19 protein-coding genes and 4 tRNA genes are annotated in these 23,580 nt (G+C 30.9%); 15 read left to right on the forward strand and 8 right to left on the reverse strand.

Annotation, left to right across the window (positions count from 1 at the left end; translation table 11 throughout):
- Window positions 1-59: 59 nt before the first annotated feature.
- Window positions 60-133: transfer RNA gene (locus tag AB2B44_RS03940), tRNA-Ile, on the reverse strand.
- Between the two features lie 72 nt (window positions 134-205).
- The gene (locus AB2B44_RS03945; RefSeq protein WP_369048247.1) at window positions 206-1,177 is read right to left on the reverse strand and encodes a polyprenyl synthetase family protein; all 972 of its coding nucleotides are present in this window, start codon (window positions 1,175-1,177) and stop codon (window positions 206-208) included.
- A 135-nt stretch (window positions 1,178-1,312) separates the two neighbouring features.
- On the opposite strand from AB2B44_RS03945, the gene AB2B44_RS03950 reads away from it, so the two are divergent.
- From AB2B44_RS03950 to AB2B44_RS03980, 7 genes are all read left to right on the forward strand, one after another.
- Window positions 1,313-1,942, forward strand: a complete 630-nt coding sequence (locus tag AB2B44_RS03950; protein WP_369048524.1) for a TetR/AcrR family transcriptional regulator — start codon at window positions 1,313-1,315, stop codon at window positions 1,940-1,942.
- Window positions 1,943-1,995: 53 nt separating this feature from the next.
- Window positions 1,996-3,342, forward strand: a complete 1,347-nt coding sequence (locus AB2B44_RS03955) for a TolC family protein (RefSeq protein ID WP_369048248.1) — start codon at window positions 1,996-1,998, stop codon at window positions 3,340-3,342.
- An 8-nt stretch (window positions 3,343-3,350) separates the two neighbouring features.
- The gene (locus AB2B44_RS03960; protein ID WP_369048249.1) at window positions 3,351-4,523 is read left to right on the forward strand and encodes an efflux RND transporter periplasmic adaptor subunit; all 1,173 of its coding nucleotides are present in this window, start codon (window positions 3,351-3,353) and stop codon (window positions 4,521-4,523) included.
- On the forward strand, window positions 4,524-8,162 hold the full coding sequence (locus AB2B44_RS03965) for an efflux RND transporter permease subunit (protein ID WP_369048251.1): 3,639 nt from the start codon (window positions 4,524-4,526) through the stop codon (window positions 8,160-8,162). It begins immediately after the preceding gene.
- Between the two features lie 27 nt (window positions 8,163-8,189).
- A tRNA-Leu gene (locus tag AB2B44_RS03970) sits at window positions 8,190-8,275 on the forward strand.
- A gap of 258 nt (window positions 8,276-8,533) precedes the next feature.
- Window positions 8,534-8,605, forward strand: a tRNA-Gly gene (locus tag AB2B44_RS03975).
- 24 nt (window positions 8,606-8,629) lie between these two features.
- A tRNA-Leu gene (locus tag AB2B44_RS03980) sits at window positions 8,630-8,715 on the forward strand.
- Window positions 8,716-8,897: 182 nt separating this feature from the next.
- On the opposite strand, the gene AB2B44_RS03985 is transcribed toward AB2B44_RS03980, so the two are convergent.
- From AB2B44_RS03985 to AB2B44_RS04005, 5 genes are all read right to left on the reverse strand, one after another.
- Window positions 8,898-9,986: a CNNM domain-containing protein gene (locus AB2B44_RS03985; protein ID WP_369048252.1), complete on the reverse strand. Its 1,089-nt coding sequence runs from the start codon at window positions 9,984-9,986 to the stop codon at window positions 8,898-8,900.
- A 91-nt stretch (window positions 9,987-10,077) separates the two neighbouring features.
- Entirely contained in the window at window positions 10,078-11,022 is a 945-nt protein-coding gene (locus tag AB2B44_RS03990) for a DUF3078 domain-containing protein (RefSeq protein WP_369048253.1), read from the reverse strand.
- Between the two features lie 253 nt (window positions 11,023-11,275).
- The gene (locus AB2B44_RS03995; protein WP_369048254.1) at window positions 11,276-11,788 is read right to left on the reverse strand and encodes a DUF2480 family protein; all 513 of its coding nucleotides are present in this window, start codon (window positions 11,786-11,788) and stop codon (window positions 11,276-11,278) included.
- A 40-nt stretch (window positions 11,789-11,828) separates the two neighbouring features.
- Window positions 11,829-12,149, reverse strand: a complete 321-nt coding sequence (locus AB2B44_RS04000; RefSeq protein ID WP_369048255.1) for an SUF system Fe-S cluster assembly protein — start codon at window positions 12,147-12,149, stop codon at window positions 11,829-11,831.
- Window positions 12,150-12,160: 11 nt separating this feature from the next.
- Window positions 12,161-12,586, reverse strand: a complete 426-nt coding sequence (locus AB2B44_RS04005) for a SufE family protein (protein WP_369048256.1) — start codon at window positions 12,584-12,586, stop codon at window positions 12,161-12,163.
- 76 nt (window positions 12,587-12,662) lie between these two features.
- Between AB2B44_RS04005 and AB2B44_RS04010 the strand changes: the two genes are divergently transcribed.
- The 3 genes from AB2B44_RS04010 (at window position 12,663) to AB2B44_RS04020 (ending at window position 16,416) form a co-directional block, all read left to right on the forward strand.
- A complete protein-coding gene (locus AB2B44_RS04010) occupies window positions 12,663-13,589 on the forward strand; it encodes a PfkB family carbohydrate kinase (RefSeq protein ID WP_369048257.1) in 927 nt (308 codons plus the stop codon).
- 46 nt (window positions 13,590-13,635) lie between these two features.
- The gene (locus tag AB2B44_RS04015) at window positions 13,636-15,534 is read left to right on the forward strand and encodes an amidophosphoribosyltransferase (RefSeq protein ID WP_369048258.1); all 1,899 of its coding nucleotides are present in this window, start codon (window positions 13,636-13,638) and stop codon (window positions 15,532-15,534) included.
- Window positions 15,535-15,699: 165 nt separating this feature from the next.
- On the forward strand, window positions 15,700-16,416 hold the full coding sequence (locus AB2B44_RS04020) for a 3'-5' exonuclease (RefSeq protein ID WP_369048259.1): 717 nt from the start codon (window positions 15,700-15,702) through the stop codon (window positions 16,414-16,416).
- A 27-nt stretch (window positions 16,417-16,443) separates the two neighbouring features.
- On the opposite strand, the gene AB2B44_RS04025 is transcribed toward AB2B44_RS04020, so the two are convergent.
- Window positions 16,444-18,303: an ABC-F family ATP-binding cassette domain-containing protein gene (locus AB2B44_RS04025; protein ID WP_369048260.1), complete on the reverse strand. Its 1,860-nt coding sequence runs from the start codon at window positions 18,301-18,303 to the stop codon at window positions 16,444-16,446.
- A 136-nt stretch (window positions 18,304-18,439) separates the two neighbouring features.
- Here AB2B44_RS04025 and AB2B44_RS04030 point away from each other — a divergent pair, with 136 nt between their 5' ends.
- From AB2B44_RS04030 to AB2B44_RS04050, 5 genes are read left to right on the forward strand one after another with little or no spacing between them, the layout of a single operon-like run.
- The gene (locus tag AB2B44_RS04030; protein WP_369048261.1) at window positions 18,440-19,456 is read left to right on the forward strand and encodes a sugar phosphate nucleotidyltransferase; all 1,017 of its coding nucleotides are present in this window, start codon (window positions 18,440-18,442) and stop codon (window positions 19,454-19,456) included.
- Complete coding sequence (locus tag AB2B44_RS04035) at window positions 19,434-20,414, forward strand: tetratricopeptide repeat protein (protein ID WP_369048262.1); 981 nt, start codon at window positions 19,434-19,436, stop codon at window positions 20,412-20,414. The genes AB2B44_RS04030 and AB2B44_RS04035 overlap by 23 nt, the downstream gene beginning before the upstream one ends.
- Entirely contained in the window at window positions 20,411-21,181 is a 771-nt protein-coding gene (locus tag AB2B44_RS04040) for a DUF4292 domain-containing protein (protein WP_369048263.1), read from the forward strand. Before AB2B44_RS04035 ends, AB2B44_RS04040 begins: the two co-directional genes overlap by 4 nt.
- Entirely contained in the window at window positions 21,181-22,398 is a 1,218-nt protein-coding gene (locus tag AB2B44_RS04045) for a murein hydrolase activator EnvC (RefSeq protein WP_369048264.1), read from the forward strand. Before AB2B44_RS04040 ends, AB2B44_RS04045 begins: the two co-directional genes overlap by 1 nt.
- A gap of 30 nt (window positions 22,399-22,428) precedes the next feature.
- On the forward strand, window positions 22,429-23,475 hold the full coding sequence (locus AB2B44_RS04050) for an AI-2E family transporter (protein ID WP_369048265.1): 1,047 nt from the start codon (window positions 22,429-22,431) through the stop codon (window positions 23,473-23,475).
- Window positions 23,476-23,580 lie beyond the last annotated feature (105 nt).

Raw genomic sequence — 23,580 nt, forward strand, 5'->3', positions numbered from 1 at the left:
TATATAAAAAAAGCGTTGTAAATCTTACTGATTTACAACGCTTTATACTTTATTTAAAGTGGTCCCACATGGGCTCGAACCATGGACCCCCTGATTATGAGTCAGGTGCTCTAACCAACTGAGCTATAGGACCCGCTATTGCGACTGCAAATTTAATACTATTTTTTTTATATAATCAATAGAAAAGCGCGAAAATTTTCTAATTCTAAATTTTTCTATGCATTAAGCCCAAACCAAATTGTTTTAATTTTTCTTTATTTTCTTCTGATATAGACAAAACGGTTAGATTATCAAATGCTTTATCGGTATAAAACTTTATTTGGTCTTCAACATGCTTTTGAATATTATATCGCTCAAAAATAGTTGTAACTTCACGTATTTTAGTTGCATTTTCGGTAGCTTTATTAGAGTATAAAAATTGTAGTTTTTCGGTATCTTCTGTGTTAGCAACCTCTAAAGCTTTTAAAAACAAATAGGTTTTTTTGTTTTCAATAATATCGCCCCCCACTTGTTTACCAAAAGTTTCAGGGTTTCCAAATGTGTCTAAATAATCATCTTGAAGCTGAAAAGCAATACCTAAATTTAATCCGTAATCATATAAATAAGACGCCTGTTGATCACTTGCTTCTGCTACAATGGCTCCCATTTTTAACGCTGCCGCTATTAAAACGGATGTTTTTAATGAAATCATTTTTATATACTCAGCAAGCGTAACATTATTTCTAGTTTCAAAATCAACATCTAATTGTTGTCCATCACACACCTCTAAAGCTGTTTTGCTAAATAATTGTGCTAATTTTTGAAATATTTTAGGCTCATAATTTTCAAAATATTGATACGCTAAAATTAACATGGCATCTCCAGAAAGTATTCCTGTATTTATATTCCATTTTTCGTGCACTGTTTTATTTCCTCTACGCAAAGGCGCATCATCCATAATATCATCATGTACTAATGTAAAATTATGAAAAACCTCTATAGCTAATGCTGCGGGCAAAGCCTTTTGGTAACTATCAGAAAAAATATCAGATGCCATTAAGGTTAAAACGGGTCGAATTCTTTTTCCGCCTAACTGTAAAATATAATCTATTGGCTCGTATAGATTAACAGGCTCTTTTACAAAGTTTTGCTGTTTTAAATAATCTAAAAATGTTTTCTGGTAATGTAGAATATCCAATGTATTTATTTTTAAGCAAAGATATAAATGCCATTATTTTATAACAGATTATTTAATAACTTTTTTAAAAACGCAAAAACCATGGAAACTTTATTTGTTTTTTTAGTTTCCGTTCTTATCTTTGCGCGAAATATTATGAGAGATAAAATTTTAGAAAAATCGGCTGAATTATTTTTAAACTTAGGTTTTAAAAGTGTTACAATGGATGATATTGCGAATGAGGTAGGCGCTTCAAAAAAAACGATATACTCTCTTTTTAAAAATAAATCTGACTTGATATTACAAGTAACCGACTGGGTATTTTGTAATATAACAGAAGGTATTAATACCATTTTAACAGCTCAAGAAAACCCAATTAAAGAGATATTTGACATAAAACGACATGTATCAATGTGTTTAAATGACGAAAAATCTTCGTCGCAATATCAATTACAAAAATATTATCCGAAAATATACGAAACCATTAAAAACAAACAATTTAATTATATGCAAAACTGTGTAAAAAAAAATTTACACAGGGGCGTTCATTTAGGGCTTTATAGAGATAATATTAATGTCGATTTTATTACAAATATTTATTTTAATGGAATGATAGGCATCAAAGATTGTTCTTTATTTCCTCCTGAACAATTTTCTATAAATACTTTAATGGACTTATACTTAGAATATCATTTACGTGGTATTTGTTCGGAAAAAGGAATACTCGAATTAAAAAATCAATTAAAAAATAAAAATGAAAAACCCATTACTTCTGTAAAGATTTAAGGTGCTAAAAAGTACTTTAAGAAGTATGAGATATAAAATTTAAATTTATCCGTGTGAAAAAAGCAATATATATTACTTGTATTTTATTAAGTGTTACACTTGTTAAGGCACAACAACAAAAAGAAATGAGTTTGTCTATGCAAGAAGCAATTAATTATGCCATAAAAAACAACTACAACAATAAAGTAGCATTAAACGACATTAAAGCTGCAAAAAAACGAAAATGGGAAACTACAGCTACTGGACTACCACAAATTAATGGAAGTATAGATTATAACAATAGCCTAAAACAACCCGTTTCATTACTCCCCGCAGAAATTACCGGAGGTGAGCCTGGTACATTTACACCTGTAACTTTTGGTACAAAACAAACAATAAATGCTTCTGCTACCTTAAGTCAATTATTATTTGATGGGTCTTATTTGGTTGGTTTACAAGCAGCTAAAACCTATTTAAAAATCTCTGAGCAATCAAAAGAAAAAACCGAGATTGCTACTCGAGAAGCAATCATAAATGCCTATGGCAATGTATTGGTAAGCGAAAAATCGGTAGAAATATTAGAAAACAACAAAAAAGTTTTAGAAAAAAATTTAAATGACACCGAAAAAATCTATGAAAATGGATTAAATGAAGAAGAAGATGTAGAGCAATTAAAAGTAACATTAGGCACCATTGAAAATGCACTAAGAAACACCATTAGGTTAAAAGACATTGCTTATCAAATGCTAAACTTAGCATTAGGTAACCCCATAAACACAAAATTACATTTAACCGACACATTAGATGGTTTAAAAAATGAGTATACCAATTTAAGTTTATTAACAAAACCTTTTAAAATAGAAAATCATATCGATTTTAAAATTGCCGAAAATGACCTAGAAAGTAAACGATTATTAATGTTAGTAGAAAAAAGCAAAGCTCTACCAAGATTAAGTGCTTTTTTAAATTATGGTACTGCTGCCAATGCTAATTCATTTTATTTTTTTAATCATAAACAAGATTGGTTTCAATCATCTATTTTAGGTGTTAGTTTACAAGTTCCCATTTTTAGTAGTTTGGGTAGAAGCGCTCGAACAGCACAAGCTAAAATTGCATTAGAATCGGCAAACGTTAGATTAGAAGAAACTGTAGAACGCTTAAATTTAGCCGCCCAAACAGCTAGAAGCAATTATCAATTAAGTATAGAAAATTACCAAACAGCCGAAAAAAACCTAAACCTTGCTGAACGAATAGAAAAAAAACAACAAATAAAATTTTTTGAAGGTGTTTCTTCAAGTTTCGAATTATCACAAGCTCAAAATCAACTATATACACAACAAAACAACTATATTAACGCAATCCTTAATGTAATTGCAAATAAAGCCAAACTAGAAACCGCCCTAAACATTCCAATACAATAACACCAATTATGAAAAACATATATATCTTTTTAATTGCAGCCTTTGTCTTTTTTTCGTGTCAAAAAAAACAATCAACAACTAATGATTCTTTAGACACCCTAATTAATAATAAAGACATCAATGGTATAAAAGCCAAAAGAGAAACCGTTTTAAAATCGTATGATAGCGTTGCTGCCATTTTAGGTAAAATAGAAACGGCCTTAAACGATTTAAATCCAGATAAAAAATTACCTCTTGTTACCGTTTTAAAAACCCAACAAACCAATTTTGAACATTTTGTTGATTTACAAGGCGATGTTGCTACCAAAGAAAATATTGTCATCTTCCCAGAGTTTTCTGGCTTATTATCAAAAGTTTATGTAAAAGAGGGGCAACATGTAAAAAAAGGACAAATACTAGCAAAAATAGACGATGGCGGCTTAGCCAACCAATTGGCACAAGTAGAAGTACAAGCCAATTTAGCAAAAACTACTTACGAGCGCCAAAAAAGATTATGGGATCAAAAAATTGGCTCTGAAATACAATTTTTACAAGCAAAAACAAATTACGAAGCACAAAGCAATGCTGTTAATCAATTAAAAAAACAACTAGACAAAACTGAAGTAACAGCACCTTTTTCAGGTATAATCGACGATGTAATTTCTGAGCAAGGACAAATTGTTGCTCCTGGACAAAATCAATTATTTCGTATTGTAAACCTAAGCAACATGTATGTAAAAGCCGATGTGCCTGAAAACTATTTACCCAGTATCAAAAAAGGGGCCTCTGTAAAAATAGCGCTCCCCTCAATAGGTAAAAATATTAAAGGAAAAATTAGACAAGTATCAAATATTATAAACCCCAACAATAGAACCTTTAGCATTGAAATTTCAGTACCTAATAAAGACCAAACTATAAAACCAAACTTAATTGCCAATCTAGAGATTTTAGATTATCATAAAGAAAATGCACTATTAATTCCAAGCGATATTATTCAAGAAAACGCACAGGGAGAAAAATTTGTTTATGTTGTTAATCCTACAAAAGAAAACGAAGCTACTGTAGTCAAAACCTTAATACAAACAGGCTTAAGCTATAAAAACAATATTGAAGTAGTTAGCGGATTACTGCCAAATACAACCATTGTAAAAGATGGCGCAATTACCTTACGAGACGGATTAACAGTAAAAATTAGCAAATAAATGGAAAATAAGAAAATAAAATATTTTGGCATTTCGTCATGGTCTATCGAAAACAAACAAACCGTTTTCGTTATAATGGCGATTATTATTATTGGCGGATTAATGTCATATATTAATTTACCTAGAGAATCTTTTCCAGAAATTATAGACTCCAAAATTTATGTAAGTACTTTTTACCCTGGCAACTCTGCTGAAGATGTTGAAAAATTAGTAACCAAACCACTAGAAGAATCATTCGATGATATTTCAGGTGTTAGTAAAATTACCTCGACAACCGTACAAGGATATTCTTCTATTCAAGTAGAATTTGAAGATGATGTATTACCCGAAGAAGCAAAAATTAAAGTAAAAGACAAGGTTGATGAAGTAAAAGCTCAACCCGATTGGCCCACTTTAGATAATGGTTCTTCTGTAGAACCCAATGCCTTCGAATTAAATATTTCTGAGCTACAACCCATAGCCAATATTAATTTAACAGGAAACTTTACCTCACAACAGCTCAAAAGTTTTGCCGAAGATTTACAAGACGACATAGAAGAACTCCCTGAAATTAAAGAAGCAAAAATTTTAGGCGTTCAAGATAAAGAAGTTGAAGTGGCGGTAGATTTATATAAACTTGCTGCTGCTAATATGAGTATTGGCAATATTATTAATGCTATAAAAAGCGAAAACCTAACTATTTCAGGAGGTAATATTGTTCAAAACGGAATGCGTAGAAACGTAAGAGTTATCGGTGAAATTAACGATCCAAAAGACCTAGAAACCATTGTTGTTAAAAAAGAAAATGGCGTGGTTTTATTACGTGATGTTGCTAAAGTAAAATTCAGAGAAAAAGACAAAACTACATACGCTCGAGAATATGGAAAGCCTGTAGTAATGATTAACCTCTTAAAAAAAGGAGGTAAAAACATGATTAGTGCTTTAAATAAAACTAGAGAAGTAATTAAAAAAGCACAACAAAGCTACTTACCATCTTCATTAAATATCTCTATAACTAGTGATCAATCTGTACGAACAGAAGCCCAAGTTGCCGAATTAGAAAACAGTATTATTTTTGGGGTACTACTCGTTGTTTCGGTATTAATGTTTTTCTTAGGATTTAGAAACGCCCTTTTTGTTGGGGTTGCTATTCCTTTATCCATTATGATGTCTTTTTTAATATTACCCTTTTTTGGTAATTTGTTGGGCATGAACATCACCCTAAATACAATGGTATTATTTGCTACCGTTATGGGGTTAGGAATGCTGGTCGACAACGGAATAGTTGTCGTCGAAAACGTATATCGTTTAATGGATCAAGGAGTATCTAGAATCGAAGCTGCAAAACAAGGGGTTGGCGAAATTGCATGGCCTATTATTGCCTCTACAGCAACCACTTTAGCTGCCTTTTTACCTCTTGGTTTTTGGCCAGGAATGATGGGTAAATTTATGATTTATTTTCCGCTAACACTAGCAACTGTTTTAGGCTCTTCGCTATTTATTGCTCTTATTATCAATTCAATGCTTACCTCTGTTTTTATGAAAACAGAGGAAAATAAAATTAGCAGAAAAGCATTAATAAAAATTAGTGTTGCTCTTGCTTTATTAGGTGTTTTACTGTTAATATCTGGTGTTTTTAAAACTCATATTATTTTTAAAATATTAGGCTTAATTGTTTTATTAGCGGGTTTAATTATGTCTTTTATAGGATGGAAAAATCGCTCTAAAACCCTTCTTCTAAAACAAGGCTTAGGTGTATTAGCAATCGGAACATTATTTTCATTTATTGGATTTGTTGGCAATCCAAAAACGCTATTTGGTTTTGGTAATTTATTTATTTTATTTGCTGTTTTATTATGGATTCAAAAATATTTTTTAGTTCCTGCATCCGATACTTTTCAAAATAAATGGCTGCCCGCTTTAGAAAATAAATACAAGCAATTTTTAATTTATGCTTTAAAAGGCAGTAATGCTTATAAGTTTGTTTTTGGCACTTTTGCTTTATTAATCTTATCAATTATTGTATTTGCTTTTTCTAAGCCCAATGTTTTGTTTTTTCCTGATAACGAACCTAACCAGGCTATTGTATATATCGAATATCCTGAAGGTACCGACATAGAAAAAACCAATGATATTACTAAAAAGATAGAACAAAAAGTTATTGAAGAGCTTTCTCAATACACTTATAAAAAAGATGGCAAGCCATATAACTATATGGCAGAAAGTATTGTTTCACAAGTTGGTGAAGGCGCTGGAAACCCACAAACCGATGGCGGTAGCCAAAACGAAATGCCTCATAAAGGAAAAGTTACCGTATTATTTAGAGAGTTTAAATATCGTGTAGATGCTAACGGAAACAAAGTTAGTAGTAATATGGTGCTTTCGCATTTACGTAAAAAAGTGCAAGGATACCCTGGAGTAAGTGTTATTGTTGATAAAGATCAAAATGGTCCTCCTGCAGGTTATGCAATTAATATTGAATTAAAAGGTGACGATTATAAAGAAATTTTAAATCAAGCTGAAAAAATAAAAGCGTTTATTAATGCTAAAAATATTCCTGGAATAGAAGGGTTAAAAATTGATATCAATCAAAATCGTCCAGAATTAGAAGTTTATGTAGATAGAAAAAAAGCTGGAGAGCTAGGGGTAAGTACCCAAATGGTAGGAAGTGCATTACGACAAGCAATTTATGGTATCGATGCTTCTACCTACAAAAAAGATGGTGATGATTATGACATTTATGTGCGTTTTGATAACGCATACCGATATAACGAAAATGATTTATTTAATCAAAAAATTACATTTAGAAATAACCAAGGAAAACTCGTAACCGTACCTATTTCTGCCGTAGTTTCTAAAAAAAATAAAGCTTCGTTTAGTGCTATAAAAAGAAAAAACTTAAAACGAGTAATAACAATATATTCTAATGTATTACAAGGGTACAATGGCACCGAAATTGTCAATAAAATTCAAAAAACAATGAAAAGCTATAAAATGCCTAAAGACGTTAGTTTTAAATTTACTGGCGAACAAGAAGAACAAGCAAAACAAATGGCTTTTTTATCAAAAGCATTAGTTATTGCAATGGCTTTAATTTTATTAATTATTGTAGCTCAATTTAACTCTATTCCTAAGCCTCTAATTATACTCGTTGCCATTTTATTAAGTTTTATTGGCGTTTTATTTGGAATGGTAATTTTTGGTGATGATTTTGTGGTAATGATGACTATGATGGGTATTATTTCGCTGGCAGGAATTGTAGTAAACAACGCAATTGTACTTATTGACTATACCCAATTACTAATAGACCGAAAAAAAGAAGAATTAGGTTTAAGCGAACAAGACCTGCTTAGTAGAGAAGATTATATGCAAGCAATTGTAGATGGCGGTAAATCGCGTCTACGCCCTGTGCTATTAACAGCAATTACAACTGTTTTTGGGTTAATTCCGCTTGCTATAGGTTTTAACATCGATTTCTTTAGCTTATTTACCCAATTTGATCCAAAAATTTATTTTGGTGGCGATAATACTGTTTTTTGGGAGCCCATGTCATGGACCATTATTTATGGTTTAACATTTGCTACCTTTTTAACCCTAGTAATTGTACCCGTAATGTTTTATTTATTAAACCGAATGAAAATTCGTTTTAGAAGTGTTTAAATACTATATTATAACCAAAAACACGTTGCTGAAGTGGTGGAATTGGTAGACACGTTGGACTTAAAATCCAATGAGCCGTAATGCTCGTGCGGGTTCAAGTCCCGCCTTCAGTACAAAACCATTGTTAATCATCCGATTTTCAATGGTTTTTTGTTTTTAAAAACAAACTTCGCAAAACGATATCTTCTATACATTCCTTGTTTATTTAGATGATAATATACCCTGTAATTAAGCACAACAGAAGCATTAAACATAAAATTTAAAAAAAACTATTGTAGAATATTTAAATCTTTATATATTTGCACCGCTCAAAGCAAGTTTTTACTTATAAACGGTAATTTTTTTGAGCAAAAGTTCTTAAAAAAAACTACGCGAAAGTAGCTCAGGGGTAGAGCATCACCTTGCCAAGGTGAGGGTCGCGGGTTCAAATCCCGTCTTTCGCTCTACTACTATACTAAAAACACTATGCTGAAGTGGTGGAATTGGTAGACACGTTGGACTTAAAATCCAATGAGCCGTAATGCTCGTGCGGGTTCAAGTCCCGCCTTCAGTACAAAACCGTTGTTAATCATTGATTTTCAGCGGTTTTTTTTGTTTAAACAGGCTTTGTAAAACACAAATTAACTTATCTGAAAGCGATGTAAACCTTTATTGTTTAATATTGGTAAATTTTGGGATATGTAGAAAATACTAAAGTTTTCAAAAAAGACGATAATACGAGCCAAAAACTCCGTATTATTCTTTTGGGTCTTGTTTAATAATACCCATTTCTTTTGCGCGTCGTTCCCAAGATTTACGAGCTAATTGCTGTAAATCAGCAACACTATCACTTTCATCCATAATTTCTAAACCCAATAGTGTTTCTATAACATCTTCTTGAGAAACCAATCCATTTACAGACCCATATTGATCAACAACAAGAGCAATATGCTCGCGTTTCTCTATTAGGTTTTCGAATAAGTTAGGAATGGGTAAATTAGGTTGTGTTATTAATATGGCTCGTTTAATCGTTGTAAGCGGCTTTTTTCCATCTCCTTTTATAATTGACTCCAACAAATTATCTTTTAAAAAATATCCTGTAATCGTATCTGGATTGTCTGTAAAAAGAGGTATTCTTGAAAAACGAATGGTTGGGTTTTCATCAAAAAACTCTTGAATCGTCTGTGTTTCATTAGCTGTTTTTAAAACCGTACGAGGCGTCATTATATCTTTGACTTCTATGTCTTTAAAATTTAATAAGTTTTTTATAACCGTACTTTCCGATTCTTGAAAAACGCCTTCTTTATGGGCAATATCGGTCATTGCAGAAAAATCTTCTCTACTTAAAACGCTTTTACCATGAGCTCCTTTACCCCCAATAAGTTTTGTTGTTAGTTGTAAAAGCCATAAAATACCTGTCCATTGTAACGGAAAAATTAAAACTTTTAATGCTTTTGTGGTAAAATTTGCTAGTTTTTTCCAATAGGTTGCCCCAATAGTTTTGGGTATAATTTCTGAAACCACCAATATTAAAATAGTCATAATAGCCGAAACAACACCAACAATATTAACGCCTAAAAACTCAAATTTATACGGCAATTTTTCGGCTTGAACCCCCACTAGAATTGCTCCCACAGTATGAGCTATAGTATTTAAGGTTAAAATGGCTATTAACGGTTTATCAACATCTTTTTTAAGGTTTTCTAAATCATTTGCATAAACTTTACCTTCTGCTTTTTTTATATTGATAAATGTAGGGGTTACACTCAACAATACCGCCTCTAAAATTGAACATAAAAACGAAAAAAAGATAGAAAGAGTTGCGTAAAGTAATAAAAGGGTCATTTCTATTTGTTTTTTTGACGAAAATACGGAAAAAATAAAACCTCAAACGAATAACGTTTGAGGTTTTATAAAAATTAAATTATTTATAGCCTTATAAAGAATAGTTAAGACCAAATAACCAATATGATTGTAATTTATTATCAACAGTTGAAAAAGTTGGCCCAGGTGACACTGGAGTTGCTAAAGCATTATTTGCTTCAATAGCATTGTTTAACGCTTCTTGCTTGTTTTGTCTTAAACCAAATTCAAACCCTAAACCAACACCTTTCCAGAAAGAATAACCAAATGAGTTAATCCAAGTCCAGTTAGATAAATCTCCTGTTTTATAACTTTGAAATGCAGATAAGTTCGTTTTAAAGTTAACTGCTCCAATATTTCTTGTATAGTCAGCATAAATTTTAGCCCCTAAAGAAGATTGAAAAGCATCGCCATTATCAGCAAAAACAAAGTTGTAGTTTAATGGGTGTACCACTACTACTAAATTTTGTATTGGTGTCCATGTAATACCAGTACCTAAGTCTAAGTATCCTGGATTGTTAAAATTGTCGATAAGCGTTGTTCTATACTCTCCTAAAGCAGAAACAGCTAATTTGTCAGATAATTTATATCCGTATAAAGAGCTTAAAGTAAAAACATCATTTGTTCCGTCAAATTTATCACTATCTGTACTAATATCAGTATTATCGTTTTTTACCCAAGATAAGTTAACATTTGCTGAATTTTTCCAAAAATATTTTTCTCTATCTAAGTTAGCAAAACCATTACCAATAATACCAATGTTACCTGCAGAGGTATTAGGCGCTCCTTTAGAATACCAGTTGTTAAAACCAGAAATATTTGCTCCTAAAGTACCAAATGCTCCAAATTTCCATCCTGGAAATTTATCTATTTGAGATTGTAAGGCATCCGCTTCTCCTTGTAATTTAGTAATTTCTCCTTTTTTTGTGTCTAATTCTTTTTTAAGTTGTTCTACTGTTTGCGCTTTTAACACAACAATTGTAAAAAGCAAAGCAAACGTTAAAATTAATTTTTTCATTTTTTGTATCTTTTGTTTATTTTGTTTTGTGTACTTGCAAATGTACACTTTTTTATGAGACAACAAATTTTTATTAAAATAAAAAACTCGCCTCTTTTTCTAAAAAAGAAAGTCTTTATTTTTAATTTAATATGCTGATTTAAAATGTGTTATGAGTTTTTTTGTTGTGCAAAATGAGAAATAACGAATCTCTAAAATGATTTATTTAATCAGAATAAACTAGTGGTATAAAAAATGAAAATATTGGCTAATTTTATCCTTCTTTTTTCTTAAAAAGAGGCACCGTAGAACAGGCTTCACCATACAATATTGCTTTAGCAACAGGCAACAATTTTTTAGTCAACATTACAGATGCCGATATCGGAATTGGTTTGTTAGAGCAACCTTTTATAATTACCGATTTGTTTTTGTAATTAGTCATATCTAACTGCTCAATAATTTCTTGATAAATTACCGTTTCTAACAAAGTTAAATCTCCTACCACCACTTTTTTAGCATAATTAGCAAGTTTGGTGGTTATTAGTAAATATGCCCAAGAAGGAATAATCGCTTCTGAAGAACAGCTTAGCGCAACATAACTGTTTTGATATTGAGACCAATCGTGATTGTTTACCTGCTCTCTAAAATCTTTTTCTTTTAAAATTAATGCCTGATAAAGCCAATCTTTTATATCAACAATCACCCGATTGCCATCAGCATAAAAATCTTCAAGGTCAATAGTAACTAACTTACTGTTAGCTACTCTATTAATTATTTCGTCTGACATCTTTTTAGCTTAAAAATTATACTACACCCAACACAAACAACTAAAGCATACCCAACTCTAACTTTGCCTCTTCACTCATCATATCTTGTGACCAAGGAGGGTCGAATGTAATTTCTACCTCACAAGTATTAATTTCTTTTAATGTTTTTACTTTTTCTTCTACCTCTACAGGCAAGCTTTCTGCAACGGGGCAATTAGGTGAAGTAAGTGTCATTAAAATTTTTGCTTCGCTTTGGTCAGAAACAAACACATCATATATTAACCCCAATTCATATATGTCTACAGGAATTTCTGGGTCGTATATCGTTTTTAATACCGCTACAATTTTATCTCCCAATACTTCTATTTCGTTCTCCGTCATTTCTATTTTTTTTAATTTGCTAATTTGGTTTGTTGAGCAATAGCATCCATTTTTATTTGTTTTATCATAGAAACCAATCCGTTTGCTCGAGTAGGGCTTAAATGTTCTTTTAATCCTATTTTATCAATAAAATTGGTATCCGCATCAATAATTGCTTTTGGCGTTTGATTTGAAAACACCCTTAATAACAAAGCTACAATTCCTTTTGTTAAAATAGCATCACTATCGGCAGTAAACTCGATAGTATCTCCTTTTAAATCAGAATGTAACCATACTTTTGACTGGCATCCTTTTATCAAATTTTCGTCTTTTTTATATTGCTCAGTAATCAATGGCAACGATTTTCCTAATTCAATAATATACTCATAGCGTTCCATCCAGTCGTCAAACATCGAAAACTCATCTATAATTTCTTCCTGTATTTCTTTGATAGTCATTTTTTAAACTTATTTTTGCACTTTCAAAGCACATGTTCTACAAATATTGTGCAAAATTAGGTATAATTATTAAAAAATGAACAAACTTTTAGTTGTTGGTACAGTTGCCTTTGATTCTATTGAAACTCCTTTTGGAAAAACAGGTAAAATTTTAGGAGGGTCTGGAACTTTTGTTGGGTTAGCGGCAAACCAATTTAATATAGAAACAGGTATTGTTTCTGTTGTTGGTGGCGATTTTCCGCAAGATTACTTAGATTTAATGAATACTAAGGGAATTAATACTGACGGTATAGAAGTCGTAAAAAAAGGAAAAACATTTTTTTGGAGCGGTAAATATCATAATGATATGAATACCCGAGATACATTGGTAACTGAACTAAATGTATTAGCCGATTTTGAACCTGTTGTTCCTGATTCTTTTAAAGATGCGTCAATTGTAATGTTGGGTAATTTACATCCACTAACTCAAGCATCTGTTTTAGATCAAATGAACCAAAGACCAAAATTAGTAGTATTGGATACTATGAATTTTTGGATGGATAGTGCCTTAAACGATTTACATAACGTTTTAAAACGTGTCGATGTTATTACTATTAACGATGAAGAAGCGCGACAATTAAGTGGTGAATATGCTTTGGTTAATGCCGCTAAAAAAATTCACGAAATGGGCCCCAAATATGTGGTTATAAAAAAAGGTGAACACGGAGCGTTATTGTTTAACGAAGAAAAAATGTTTTATGCCCCCGCATTGCCTTTAGCTTCTGTTTTTGACCCAACAGGTGCGGGTGATACTTTTGCTGGTGGTTTTTGTGGGTATTTAACCCAATCGGAAGACATTTCGTTCAAAAACATGAAAAGCGCCATTATTTACGGTTCTTGTTTAGCTTCTTTTTGTGTAGAAAAGTTTGGTACTCAACGTATGGAGCAAATTGAGCAAGAAGAAATAAAAAATCGTTTGCAAGCGTTTAAAGAATTAACCCAGTTTGATATAGAATTGACCTAAAATTTAGTCCGCTTTTAGTACGGGCTTTTAAATAAAAAAATATATAATGAGTGACGCCATTAAACACGAATGCGGTATTGCACTAATTAGATTAAAAAAACCTTTATCGTTTTATAAAGATAAATACGGTTCTGTTTTTTACGGAATAAATAAAATGTATTTATTATTAGAAAAACAACATAATCGAGGTCAAGACGGTGCTGGCTTTGCTAGCGTAAAATTTAACGTAGAACCTGGAACAAGATACATTAGCAGAATTCGTTCTAACAAAACACAACCCATACAAGATGTTTTTGCGCAGATTAATGATCGATTAAATGGTGTTTTAAAAGAAAACCCTGATAAAAAAGATGATGTTGCTTGGCAAGAACAAAATATGCCCTATGTTGGTAATGTTTTTTTAGGGCATGTTCGTTACGGTACTTTCGGAAAAAATTCGATAGAAAGTGTACACCCCTTTTTACGTCAAAGTAATTGGAAACACCAAAATTTAATTGTTGCGGGTAACTTTAACATGACCAATTCTAAACAACTACTAGACGAATTGGTTGAATTAGGTCAGCATCCAAAAGAATTTACCGACACCGTTACTGTTATGGAAAAAATAGGACACTTTTTAGAAGATGAAGTGTCTAAATTATACCAAAAAGCAAAAAAGAAAGGATATAATAAAAAAGATGCATCCCCTTATATAGAAGAACATTTAAATATTAAAAAGGTATTAAAGCGATCTTCTAAAAACTGGGATGGAGGTTATGCTATGGCTGGTTTAATTGGCCATGGAGACGCCTTTGTTTTAAGAGACCCTAATGGTATTAGACCCGCCTTTTTTTATGAAGATGAAGAAGTTGTTGTGGTTGCTTCAGAAAGACCCGCAATTCAAACTGTATTTAATGCCCCAATAGACCAAATACAAGAATTAGAAAGAGGACACGCTTTAATAATTAAAAAAAATGGCGTTGCTGCCGTTAAAAAAGTGCTAGAACCTAGAGAAAATAAGGCTTGTTCTTTCGAACGTATTTATTTTTCTAGAGGTAGTGATGCTGATATTTACAAAGAGCGAAAAAATTTAGGAAAATATGTTTTCCCAAAAGTGTTAAAATCGATTAATAACGATATTTCTAACACCGTTTTTTCATATATACCCAATACCGCTGAAACTTCTTTTTACGGAATGACAGAAGCTGCCGAAGATGTGTTAAACAACCAAAAAACAGCAAAAATTTTAAATGGCGGTAATAAACTATCAACTGAAAAGGTAACCGAAATTTTATCCGAACGACCTCGTTTTGAAAAAATTGCAATTAAAGATGCTAAGCTTAGAACTTTTATTGCAGACGATAATTCTCGCGACGATTTAGTTGCTCACGTGTACGATGTAACTTATGGCGTTGTAAAACCAACCGACAATTTAGTAATTATAGACGATAGTATTGTACGAGGTACTACCCTAAAAAAGAGTATTATTAAAATTTTAGATCGATTACACCCCCGTAAAATTGTTGTAGTATCATCAGCACCCCAAATTCGTTATCCTGATTGCTACGGAATAGATATGGCAAAAATTGGCGATTTTATTGCTTTTAAAGCGGCTTTAGCCTTATTAAAAGACACCGATCAATACCATATTGTTGACCAAGTTTACGAAAAATGTAAGAATCAAAAAAATGGCGATCAAAAAAATCTAGTAAATTTTGTAAAAGAAATTTATGCTCCTTTTACAGATGAAGAAATTTCAGCTAAAATTGCAACAATGCTAAAAACAGATGAAATTAATGCAGAAGTAGAAGTAATTTTTCAATCTGTTGAAAACCTGCATAAAGCTTGTCCAAATAACTTAGGCGATTGGTACTTTACAGGCGATTATCCTACAGATGGCGGACATCGTGTGGTAAATGATGCCTTTATTAATTTTTACGAAGGAAATAACAAAAGAGCCTACTAAATATTCTTGGTTTAATTTTGTTTGATTTTTTTATAAAATGTTTCTATTTTTATAAAAAAGAACTCATTTTGAAAATTATATTTCAAAATTGTGAAAACGAGGTTAAAAAACAGCCTTGTAAAAAAACCATGTTATATCAACAGATACTTTTTTAATTAAATAAAAATGCTAGATAAACTCCATCTAAAAAACATCTTGTTTTTAGATATTGAAACGGTGCCAGAGGTAGCATTATTTGACGATTTATCGCCTGAAATGCAAGAAATGTTTGCTAAAAAAACGCAATATCAACGAAAAGACGAGTTTACGGTAGAACAATTTTATCATCGAGCAGGTATTTGGGCTGAATTCGGAAAAATTATCTGTATTTCTGTAGGTTATTTTGTAGAACGTGAAGGCACAAATCAATTACGAATAACCTCTTTTTACAATGATAATGAAGCCACGCTGTTAAGCCATTTTAAAACCTTGTTAAATACTCATTTTAACGAAAAAAAGCACCTGCTATGTGCCCATAATGGTAAAGAATTTGACTTTCCATACATTGCTCGCCGAATGATTATTAACCAAATTGAGTTACCTAATAAACTTAACTTATTTGGCAAAAAACCATGGGAAGTTCCTCATTTAGATACTTTAGAACTATGGAAATTTGGCGATTATAAACACTACACTTCGTTAAAATTACTAACCGCTATTTTAGGCATTCCTTCGCCAAAACAAGACATTGATGGTAGCGAAGTTGCTAAAGTATATTATCAAGAAAAAAATCTACCTCGTATAGTTAGTTATTGCGAACGCGATACCGTAGCCGTTGCCCAATTATTACTGCGTTTTTTAAATAAACCGTTAATTCAAGAAATTAATATTGTTAAAGTATAATTTCAGTGCTTAAAAGCAATATAACACTTATTCTTCTAACTTCATAGAAAGCTCAAACCACCGTTCTTCTTTTTGTTCTAAGTGCTCTATAATTTGCTGTAATTCGAGTGATTTTTCGTTAATCTCATCAATAGCAACTTCGTTATTAATAAATTGAGCCTCTATTTGTTCTTTTTTCTTTTGAAGATTCTCAATATCTTTTTCAAGCAACCCATACTCTCTGTTTTCTTGATAGCTCAGCTTTCGTTTTTGCGAAGTTTTTTCTTTTTTTACAACTGTTTTTTTCTCGTCTTTAGGCTCGGTAGGTAATGAGTTTTCGTAAACACGATAATCAGAATAGTTTCCTGGAAAGTTTTCAACTATGCCATTTCCTTTAAAAACAAATAGACTGTCTACAATTTTATCCATAAAGTAACGGTCATGCGATACAACTAATAAATTTCCTGGATAATCTAATAAAAAGTTTTCGAGTACGTTTAAAGTAATCACATCTAAATCGTTGGTGGGCTCGTCTAAAATTAAAAAATTAGGATTTTGAATTAAAACCGCACATAAATACAACCGTTTTTGCTCACCACCACTTAATTTTTCAACAAAATCATGTTGTTTTTTCCGATCAAATAAAAATCGTTCTAACAATTGTGCTGCTGATATTTTTCTGCCTTTGGTAAGCGGAATATATTCGCCATATTCTTTAATAACTTCAATTACTTTTTGTCCTTCTTTTACATGAATTCCTTTTTGAGTATAATAGCCAAACTTTACAGTTTCTCCAACCACAATTTTACCTCCATCAACGTCTATTTTACCTGTTAACATGTTTAAAAACGACGATTTTCCTGTGCCGTTTTTTCCTATAATACCAATACGCTCTCCTCGCTTAAAAACATAATCAAAACCGTCTAAAACAACTGTGTTTTTAAAGCTTTTTTTCAGCTTGTGCAACTCAACTATTTTACTGCCTAACCGTTCCATATTAATTTCTAACTGAACTTCGTGTTCTTTTCTTCGTTGATGGGCCTTTTGTTTAATTTCAAAAAAATCATCAATCCGCGATTTAGACTTTGTTGTTCGCGCTTTGGGTTGACGGCGCATCCAGTCTAGCTCTTTTTTAAATAAACTTTTTGCTTTGCTTAAATTGGTTGCTTCCAAGGCTAATCGTTCTTCTTTATTTTGAAGATAATAAGAATAATTTCCTTTGTATTTATATAGTTTTCCGTTATCTAATTCAATAATTTCATTACACACACGCTCTAAAAAATAACGGTCGTGTGTTACCATAAACAAGGTAATTTTTTCTTTAGCAAAAAAGGCCTCTAACCACTCAATCATTTCTAAATCTAAATGGTTGGTAGGCTCATCTAAAATTAATAAGTCGGGCTTATTAATCAATATAATTGCCAATGATAATCGCTTTTTTTGTCCTCCAGAAAGAGTTGCTACTTTTTGCGATAAATCATCTAATTTTAATTTTGATAATATTTGCTTGTACTGCGTTTCAAAATCCCAAGCATTGTGTTGCTCCATCAATTCAAATGCTTTTTGATACGCTTCAGCATCTTCGGGTTTTTGCAAAGCCTCTTCATATTGTCGAATAATAGGAAGAATTGTATTTTCTGTAGAAAAAATAGTTTCTTCTATGGTTAGGTGTGAATCTAAGATGTTCTCTTGCGCTAAATAAGCAATATTAATTCCTTTTCGGCTAATAACTTGACCTTCATCAGGCACATCTTTTCCCGCAAGAATGTTTAAAATAGAGGTTTTACCACTACCGTTTTTAGCTACAAATGCTATTTTTTGATCTTTATTTATTCCAAAAGAAATGGGGTCAAACAACACCCTTTCTCCGTAAGATTTTACAATATTTTCTACTGATAAGTAATTCATAAAGCAAAGTTAATTAAAGAATTTTTTTGAATTCACAAATCAAACCGTTTTATTACTATTTCTAAAGAATTTTTACTTTTTTTTCTATCGTAGAATAAGTGGTATATTGCATCATCAAAAACAACAAAGATAGTTTATGAAAATAATTATACCAATGGCTGGTATAGGCTCACGTTTACGCCCACATACGCTTACAATTCCTAAACCTTTAACCGTTATTGCTGGAAAATCAATAGCGCAAAGATTAGTAGAAGATATTGCTGTGGGAATAAATGAACCTATAGAAGAAATTGCTTTTATTATTGGACCTGCTTCTAAAGGGTTTCCTGAAAACACGAAAGAAAAATTAGAACGTATTGCCAAAAACTTAGGTACAAAAGGCTCAGTATATGTACAAAAGGAAGCCTTAGGTACGGCACACGCTATTTATTGTGCAAAAGAGTCATTAACTGGTCCTTGTATTGTTGCTTTTGCTGACACCCTATTTAAAGCAAGTTTTACTTTAGACCCTAATGTAGATGGAACCATTTGGGTAAAACAGGTTGATGACCCAAGTGCTTTTGGTGTCGTAAAATTAAACGATGGTATTATAACTGATTTTGTAGAAAAACCTGCCGAATTTGTTTCTAACTTGGCTATTATAGGAATTTATTATTTCAAAAATGGAGATGCTCTTCGTAACGAAATTGAATTTTTACTTAACAACAACATTAAAGAAAAAGGCGAATACCAACTAACAAATGTTTTAGAGTTTTTAAAAGAAAAAGGAACAAAATTTGTTCCTGGTAAAGTTGATGTTTGGATGGATTGCGGAAAAAAAGACCCAACAATCGATACAAATAAACAAATTTTAGGGTTTGAATATGCGAAAGGAAATAATTTAGTGTCAGACGATGTTGTATTAGAAAATTCAAAAATTATACCGCCTTGTTATATTGGTGAAAATGTAGTGCTCGAAAATACTACAATAGGTCCTTTTGTTTCGATTGGTGAAAATAGTGTGGTAAAAAACACTACCATAACCAACTCATTAATTCAAACAAACACGCAAATATCTAATGCCTCTCTAGATAATGCAATGATTGGCAATCATGTTAAATATAATGGTAAATATACATCGGTAAGCATAGGTGATTATACAGAACTTATATAACTCTTTAAAAAGCTTTAAGCTAAAAAATAGTAACAAAACCATCTGTTTTGTTTTACTACTATTTTGCGTTGTATATACCAATCTAGCGCAAGATAGTATTCCGCATACTGTTTCTCTTTCAGAAAAAAATAATACTGCTTTTCAAGAATACTTTTTTAAAGCTTTGGCCGAAAAAGGAATTAATCATTATCAAAAAGCAATAGAAAATTTAGAAGAGTGTAACCTATTAATACCTAACAATAAAGCCGTACTTTTTGAACTATCAAAAAATTACTTTTACCTACATAAAAATTTTGAAGCGATATTATTTGCCAATCAAGCTCTAGAGAAAGACCCTGATAATCTTTGGATTTTAACCCATTTAGTTGCCATTTATAAAGATGATAAAAACTATACTGATGCCATAAAAATTCAACAAAAAATTGCAGCAAAACATCCAAAGAAAAAACAAGAGTTAGTATTATTATACCTACAAAATGAAGATTATATCTCGGCAAAAAAAACATTGCAAGAGTTAGAAAATGCTAAATTGTTAACCCCAAGGCTACGCAATATAAAAAACAAGTTAACAAAACCTGCTAAAGCACTTGTTATAAAAGAACCCCTTAAACAAAATCATACTGATTTAGTTAAGCAATTTGAAAACGATAAATCATTTGTTGTCTTACAAAAATTACTAACAAAATTAGACACCGAAAAATCGCCTGATTTATTAAAATATAGCCAACAAGGGGTAAACTTGTTTCCTGCACAACCCTTGGTATATTTAATGAATGGTAAAGCCTTAAATAACCAAAAACAATATAAAAAAGCTATCGAAGCATTACAAAACGGTATCGATTTTGTAATTGAAAACCCGCAAATGCAAAATCTTTTTTATGTTGAAATGGCAAATGCATATGAAGGTCTCGGAAACCCAAAAGAAGCCGAAAAATATAGACGAAAAGTAAAAAAATGAAATATTTAAAATATCTCTTGTTTATAACAGTCGTTATATCATCTTGTAAAACAAAAAAATATCAAATCAATGCCCCTGTAATTGCAAAAAAAATGAATGCAAATAAAGTTTCTAGAAAACACATTGCTGCTGATTTTAATAAAAAAACAGTCGATGCAAAGCTTAATGTAGTTTTTAAAAATAATCGAGAAAATCAATCTTTTTCTTTGCAATTAAAAATAGAAAAAGACAAAACAATTTGGTTAAAAGGCTCTAAAGTAATTTCTATTTTTAAAGCAAAAATAACCCCCAATAGTGTGCAATATTATTCGCCCTATGCTAAAAATTATTTTGAAGGTGATTTTTCGATGTTAAAAAATTTATTAGGGGTAGACATTAACTTTAATCAATTACAAAATTTACTTTTAGGTCAAGCAATGGCTGAGCTAGACCAAGAAAAACAACCCGCAAAAATAATAGATAATTTATACGAGCTAACACCTAAAATTGAAAGCCCTTTGCTTACGTCTCTTTTCTATATAAATCCTTTGCATTTTAAACTTAGTAAACAATCGTTTACCCGTTTAGAAAAAAATCAAAAATTAGATATTTTATATCCTGAATATCTAGAAAAAGAACACGAATTATTTCCAAAAAACATTGTTATTAATGCACAAAAAGGCGAAAAATTTACCCATATTGAAATGTCGGTACGATCGGTTATTTTTGATACTGATTTAAACATGCCTTTTACTATTCCGACAGGATATAAAAAGTTAACCTTTTAATGAAACTTAAAGCACACATAGCCTATACTTTTATTTTTTTATTTGTTGGGTTTTCTGCCTTTACACAAACGCGAAAAGAGTTAGAAAAAAAACGAAAAGAATTAAAAACAGAAATAACAAAAGTTAATAAACTACTTTTTGAAACTAAAAAGAAAAAAAGTAATGCCTTAGACGATTTAAATGATCTTAACAAAAAAATATCTGTTAGAGAACAATTTATAAAAACAATAAACTTAGAAACTAACGCTTTACAAAAAGAAATTAACACAAATAAAAAGCAACTTGATTTATTACAAAAACAACTTACTAAGCTAAAGGCTGATTATGCTGATATGATTTTTAAATCGTATAAAAGCAAATCGCAACAAAGTAAAACAATGTTTTTATTGTCTTCTAGTAACTTTTACCAAGCCTATAAGCGCTTACAATATATGAACCAATACACGGCTTTTAGAAAAAAACAAGGTGAAGAAATTGGTGAAAAAACAAAAAAAATACAGCATTTAAACGACTCTTTATTTTTAAAAAAGCAGGCAAAAGATACTTTAATTTTAATAGAAAAAGAACAAAAAGAGAAAATAGAAGCTGATCAAAAAAAACAGAAAAATTTAGTTTCTTCGATAAAGAAAAAAGAACAAAAGTACAAACAAGAGCTTCAGAAAAAACAACATCAAGAAAAAATAATTACTGCTAAAATTGATAAAATTATTCGTGATGCTATTGCTAGCTCTAATAAAAACAGAAAAAAAGGCGTTAAAGAATCGAGTGGTTTTATTTTAAGCCCAGAAGCAAAATTATTAGCTACTAAATTTGAATCGAATAAAGGAAAACTTCCTTGGCCTGTAAAAAAGGGATTAATAACGCGTAAATTTGGCATACAAAAACACCCGACGATTAGAGGAATTACCATAAACAGTACTGGTTTGCACATTGCTACCGAAAAAGGATCAAATGCACAAAGTATTTTTAATGGTAAAGTATTGGGTGTACAATTATTATCCGAAGGAAAAAAATCGGTGTTAGTACAACATGGTAGTTATGTTTCTGCTTATAATAATTTAGAAAAAATATATGTGAAAAAAGGAGATAAAATTAGTACTGGACAAGATCTTGGTCAAATTTTTACCGATAAAGTAACGGGTAAAACAACCCTAATTTTTGCTCTTTACAAAAACACCAAAAAACTAAACCCTAGTGACTGGATTTTAAAACAGTAAAAATTATATTTTTAACGTAAATTTACCTATGTGAAAAATGCTGCAAATTTTTGTATTGTAACCGTTGCTATTATTACTACTTTGGTAATTGGTAAAGGAATTTTAATTCCGTTTGTTTTTGCTCTTATTTTTTGGTTTTTAACTCGTGAAATACGAAAAGCCATTTATAAACTACCCTTTGCAAAAAAATACATTCCAAAATGGTTAAGTAATTTATTAGTATTTACTATCGTTATTCTAACCTTTGGGTTTATTTCAGAAATACTTGCTTCAAGTATTACAAATTTAACCAACTCATACAGTAAATACGAACCCAATATTGAAAAAATTATTAGCGAATTTAGTACGTTTTTTCATGTTGATATTACTAAATCGATAAAATCAATTGCTGGTAATTTTAATTACGGTTTATGGTTAGGTAATATTGCGAATAGCATTAGTGCTTTACTAAGCAATACATTTATGATTATAATATACGCTTTGTTTATTTTTCTTGAAGAAAATAGTTTTATTTCAAAGCTCCATAAAATTTTTACAGAAAAAGCAAACTACCAAAACATACAAAACACATTAAAAAAAATTGAATTTTCTATTTCTAATTATTTACGCTTAAAAACATACGTAAGCTTATTAACAGGTATTTTAAGTTATTTTGTTTTACGCTTTGTTGGTGTAGATGCAGCTCCTTTTTGGGCTTTTCTAATTTTTTTATTAAACTACATACCCACTATCGGTTCGCTTGTTGCTACCATTTTCCCTGCTGTGTTTTGTTTAATACAATTTGGCGCGTTTACCCCCTTTTTAATTGTACTTATTGCTGTTGGCTTTGTACAGATAATTGTAGGTAACATTATTGAACCCCGTTTATTTGGTAAATCGTTAAATTTAAGCCCTTTAGTAACTATTTTATCACTTGCTATTTGGGGTAAAATATGGGGTATTACAGGTATGATTTTATCTGTGCCTATTACCGTGATTATGATGATTGTTTTTTCACAAATAAAAAACACCCAATCTATAGCTATTATGCTCTCAGAAAATGGAGAAATTAATGAAATTACCAATAAAGAGCTATAAATAAAACGGCTTGTTTACTAATTTTAGTTAAGTTATTTTTTGTTTAACGCTCCTTAATAAGTGTACAAAAAATTGATTTCGAAAAACTTTAGTACATTCGTTAAA

It is taken from the genome of Tenacibaculum sp. UWU-22 (genome assembly GCF_041021355.1).
Lineage (GTDB): Bacteria > Bacteroidota > Bacteroidia > Flavobacteriales > Flavobacteriaceae > Polaribacter.